Genomic DNA, 4,727 nt, shown 5'->3' on the forward strand with positions numbered 1-4,727 from the left:
GTCAAAACCCGTTATCGAACTTTTTTTACTTATCACCTGCTGGTTATACTGGTTGGGATAATCGTAGGTAATCCGGTTTTGCGACTCCATAACATAGGTAACATTCTCCTTAAAGTAATCCTTGAATTTCCGGCCGTCTTCCACTTCCTGCTTTTTAATCAGGTTCGGAATATTGCTAAAGGCAAAATTTGCTTTGATATACAGGTCGGCACCATAATGTTTTATGTTATTGCGGTAATAAGGTGCTTTGGCAATGGCTTTCCGCATAATAAAATAGGCCGGGTCTTCATCTCCGGGAAATACTTTTATCTCGGCGAGCTCAAAATTCTGAGTTTGCAAGGTAATTGGGAGAAACAAACTGTCAGTTTGCAGACTAATTGTTTTCTCCAGCTTTTCGTAGCCCATTGATCGCACAGTAAGGTGAAAAGTGCCGGTTGGTAAATTAAAACTAAAATCGCCGTTGGTGTTTGATGTGGTGCCTTGCCGCGATTCGGAAATATAAATAGTTGCATAGGGCACAGGTTGTTTTTGTTCATCCAGAATTCGTCCGAAGAGCACCTGACAGTTGGCAAAAAAGTGGGTAAAAATTACTCATAAGGTTAAACAAGCTGACAGTTTTCTGCCGGTTAATAGATTGAATTTTTGGGTATACATGGTTTAATTCTGTTTTCATGTGCAAGAAAATGAAAAAAACGATAGTGTAGAAATATTTATTGTTAAAAAGTATTATTGCTATAATCCCAAATCATCACTTACCGAGCGCATTGCATTAACTGCCAGATCGGCAAACTCGGGTAACGGAATACCAATTTTCTCACACTCCAGAATGTTCTCGCGTTTTACCGATGCTGCAAAGGCTTTTTGTTTCATTCGTTTGGTTACCGATTTTGTTTTTACGCTGGCTAGTTTTTTATCCGGATAAACCAAAGTTGTAGCCGTAATTAAACCGGTAATTGTTTCGCCGGCAGCCAGTGCATGCTGAAATTCGGTGCAGCGGTCTTTCCTGGTTGCCACCTCGTTGTGCATAACAATGGCGTCGAGCATTTCATCGGTAACTTTTCCTTTTAACAGCTTTTTCGCGTAGGGGCCATGTGTATGCGGATCGGCGTTTGTAATTTCCACGTCAATATCATGCAACAAGCCTGCGATGCCCCATTCATCTTCATTTCTTTCCAGGTGCTTCGCTATTGCACGCATTACTGCTTCCGATGCCAGGCTGTGTCTTAGCATGTTTTCTGCCTGCACATTCGATTTTAGCATTTCAAGCGCTTCGTCTCTCGTAATCATATTCAGAATAATAATGTTCGTCGCATTAAAAATAGTGATAAATTCGCCGTTGCAATATATTTAAGCCGGCTTATGCATTCGTAGGTTGTATTGAGAGCAAAAATGCCATAAAACAAGTACTTGTAAATTAAGAGCTTTGTTTTGAAGCAGTTTTTGTTTGTAATAAAATTTCGTGGTGTATATTCGGGGTTAAAACAACTAAACTTAATATCATGATTGAAATTGAGCGGAAATTTCTTGTTGATACTAATTTATGGTGCCCAAAGGATTCGGGAAATCCAATTGTTCAGGGTTACCTGTCAACCGATAAGGAACGGGTGGTGCGGGTACGCATAAAAGTAGATAAGGCTTGGTTGACGATTAAAGGCAAAACACAGGGAATTTCGCGTATTGAAATGGAATATGAAATTCCGGTAAAAGAAGCGGAAATTTTAATGCAATTGTGCCATGATCATCCTGTTCGGAAGAAGCGCTTCGTGGAGCAGATACATGGAATGACATGGGAAATAGATGTATTTGAAGATATGAATGCGGGTCTTGTTTTGGCAGAGGTTGAACTGAGTAATGAGAATGAAGAAATTGAGCTGCCAAACTGGGTAACTCATGAGGTGAGTACCGATCATCGGTATTTTAATGCCTGGTTGTCGGAGCATCCTTATTCAACATGGTAAAATACTAAGGTTTTGATGTTGAGTAAATTAAAAGAAAGGTGTTAATTGTTTAGGTATTTATAATAAAGGACAACATAACAATGGTATTATTTTTGCGTTTAATCCGAAAGCTAAAAACAGTGTATATGTTCTCAGGGAAAGGGAAAGTTTTTTTATTTATTCTATTATTTACCGGCTTCTCAAAACTTTTATTCGCGCAAAACTCTGTAACTGAAGAGGAACTTTTGCGCAAAAATATTGAAGTTTTAAGAAGCTATTTTATTGAAAATAACAACTGGCATGTTGTTAAAAAAGAAGTGGGTAGCGATGTTGATGCACTACTGCATTTTATCGAGGACGAATCGTTGGATGAGATCATTAAAAATCTGAATGACACACAGCGTATTGGTGAAAATTATGTGATGCGTTTGCCCGAAAATGTGGAGGACAGTCTGAGTGTTCCGGGCTTTGTGTCTTATACCGAGCAGCAGAAGGAAATTCAGAATATTGAAACGGATTACATAGCAAACGTTAAGCCCGAAGATATTACCGTACCACCTGCAATTATTCGCGAAGCCGAAAACGAAGTACGACAGGTGCCCGAAGGCGAGGGAATGCGGCTTTTTACCGATTCTGTGTATACTTTTCCGGAAGAACTTTATATTCCGGAAGTGATTCCCGACTCGGTTTTAAATTCGCCCGACATGTTTAATGAACTTATCCGACGCGATAGTCTCCGCAGGGATTATATTGAAACGAAACGAGTATTTTACAACGACTCGGTTAAAGCCGACTACATAGCAAGAATAGTAAGTGTTTACCGGGCAGAAAAATACAATGAAAACCTGCAATATCGCATAAAACGCTATAAAGACGAGGTAAAACTCAATAACTACTTCGTTTTAAAAGCATACAACGATGAAGTAGTGGCACAGGTAAACGATTCAATAAAAGCTGTTTTAAATGTGTTGATGGATTATGCCGACCACATTGATACCACACGTTTGTCGTTATTAAATTTACATGGAGAAAAGGAGGATATACTGTTGCAAAACGGTTCCGAACGTTATTCGCGAATCTGGCTAAAAAACGAGCAAAATGATTCGTTGGCGGTGATGGTAAAAAATACTGATAAACGTACAGTGCAGATGTTGATCGACGATGGCGTTACCTTCTCAAGATTTAAAGAAAAACAAACCAAAGATTTTGATTTTGAAAGCCTGAAGCCCAACAACAATAAATTTAGGGGTGTAGGGAAAAGTTACGAGCTTGAAACCCCCTGGAATATTGGTGGCGACGGAAGTATAGGACTTACTCAAACCTATCTTGAAAACTGGAAAAAAGGGGGAAAAAGTGCTTTGGCAACGCTCATGGTTTTAAAAGGTTTTGCAAATTATTCGCGCAAAGACGGCAAAGTTAAATGGGAAAACTCTGCGGAATTCCGAAACGGTTGGATCAGGCCCGGTGGCGATGAGTCGGAGCTGCAAAAGAATGATGATAAGTTTGAAATCACATCGCGTTACGGGTTAAGTGCATTTAAAAAATGGTACTACAGTGCCGAGCTTAACTTTAACACTCAAATATTTAGGGGGTACAAATACCCGAAAGCTAAAAACCCTGATGTACTTTCTGCATTTCTTGCCCCATCAACAACCTATCTAAAAATAGGTTTGGACTACAAGCCAAACAAAATACTGTCATTATTCTTGTCGCCTTTAACCATGAAAAATGTTTATGTGCGGGATACTGCCTTGGTTAATCCGACTAGTTTTGGTATTAGCGAGGGAAGAAAAGCGTTTTGGGAGCCTGGTTTAAACGCCGATCTGGGCTACAAAACGAAAATAACTGAAGACATTTCGTATGAGACGAAATACAAGATGTTTTTTAACTACAAAGACCCGTTCAAAAAATTTGACCTGAACTGGGAAAACAACTTTAAAATGCAGTTAAATTCGTACATCGATATGCGTTTAATGTTTCATTTTATTTACGATGACGATGTGAAGTTTCCGGTTTTCGATGCTGATGGCAACGACACCGGCCGAAAAGAAGCCAAACTGCAGATAAAAGAGTTCTTTACCATTGGGTTCTCGTATAAAATCAACAAGAAAGTGATGCGCACACACCGAATTCGCTAGTAGGTCGTCGTTTTTGTAAGTAGAATCAATCATTTAAGAAAAGAAAAAATTACTTTTGATAAAAAGACTAGCTCATGAAAGATTTAAAACGCTACTATATATTGACTGCCGATCCGAAAGACGTTTACAATGCTTTAACCAACCAAAATATGCTTGAAATATGGACGGGTGAAACAGCTGTTATGCCACTGGAGCCAAACTCCGAATTTTCGTTGTGGGGCGGTAGTATTTCGGGGGTGAATGTGGAATTTGAGCAGGATAAAAAGATCGTTCAGAAGTGGTTCTTTGGTGAAGAAGAAGAGGAGTCGCTGGTGACCATAAAACTACATCCGCATAAAAAGGGCACAAGCATTGAATTGCGGCACACCAATATTCCTGACGAAGCTTTTGACAATATTTCGGAAGGCTGGGATGAAGATTATTTTGGAGCGCTTAACGAACTGTTTATCTAGTCAGTCAGTAATTGCCTGTTCGGGCGTTACATGCTTTATTCTACTTTACTTCCTCCTGTAAAAGGTCTCTTATCTCGAGGAAGTTGCGTTCCAGTTTTAGCATGTTTTCAATAAAAAAGTTGTAGATGTCGGGCCATTGGTTCTGGCGATGGAAATCAACACCTTCCATTCGAACGAAGATCCGGCACACTTCGGCGCCA

6 protein-coding genes are annotated in these 4,727 nt (G+C 39.6%); 3 read left to right on the forward strand and 3 right to left on the reverse strand.

Annotation, left to right across the window (positions count from 1 at the left end):
* A partial coding sequence (locus ABZB17_RS20685) for a DUF5686 family protein (protein WP_372653223.1) occupies nucleotides 1-558 on the reverse strand: 558 nt, incomplete at its 3' end.
* A 174-nt stretch (nucleotides 559-732) separates the two neighbouring features.
* Nucleotides 733-1,347, reverse strand: a complete 615-nt coding sequence (locus ABZB17_RS20690; protein ID WP_372653233.1) for an HDOD domain-containing protein — start codon at nucleotides 1,345-1,347, stop codon at nucleotides 733-735.
* A gap of 152 nt (nucleotides 1,348-1,499) precedes the next feature.
* On the opposite strand from ABZB17_RS20690, the gene ABZB17_RS20695 reads away from it, so the two are divergent.
* From ABZB17_RS20695 to ABZB17_RS20705, 3 genes are all read left to right on the forward strand, one after another.
* Nucleotides 1,500-1,958, forward strand: coding sequence for a CYTH domain-containing protein (locus tag ABZB17_RS20695; protein WP_372653225.1), 459 nt, complete (start codon nucleotides 1,500-1,502; stop codon nucleotides 1,956-1,958).
* Between the two features lie 125 nt (nucleotides 1,959-2,083).
* Nucleotides 2,084-4,075 carry a DUF3078 domain-containing protein gene (locus tag ABZB17_RS20700; protein ID WP_372653228.1) on the forward strand — a complete coding sequence of 664 codons (1,992 nt, stop codon included), beginning with the start codon at nucleotides 2,084-2,086 and terminating at the stop codon, nucleotides 4,073-4,075.
* Between the two features lie 74 nt (nucleotides 4,076-4,149).
* Nucleotides 4,150-4,527 (forward strand): SRPBCC domain-containing protein, encoded by a 378-nt coding sequence (locus ABZB17_RS20705; RefSeq protein WP_372653230.1) that lies wholly within the window; start codon nucleotides 4,150-4,152, stop codon nucleotides 4,525-4,527.
* A gap of 40 nt (nucleotides 4,528-4,567) precedes the next feature.
* On the opposite strand, the gene ABZB17_RS20710 is transcribed toward ABZB17_RS20705, so the two are convergent.
* Entirely contained in the window at nucleotides 4,568-4,717 is a 150-nt protein-coding gene (locus ABZB17_RS20710; RefSeq protein ID WP_372653235.1) for a DUF4268 domain-containing protein, read from the reverse strand.
* Nucleotides 4,718-4,727: the final 10 nt, after the last annotated feature.

Origin of the sequence: Draconibacterium sp., assembly GCF_041583095.1 — a bacterium.
Classification (GTDB): Bacteria; Bacteroidota; Bacteroidia; order Bacteroidales; family Prolixibacteraceae; genus Draconibacterium.

Coding starts and splice junctions, on each gene's coding strand:
- ABZB17_RS20700 (WP_372653228.1), top strand. CDS start 2,084: ATGTTCTCAGGGAAAGGGAAAGTTTTTTTATTTATTCTATTATTTACC.
- ABZB17_RS20705 (WP_372653230.1), top strand. CDS start 4,150: ATGAAAGATTTAAAACGCTACTATATATTGACTGCCGATCCGAAAGAC.
- ABZB17_RS20695 (WP_372653225.1), top strand. CDS start 1,500: ATGATTGAAATTGAGCGGAAATTTCTTGTTGATACTAATTTATGGTGC.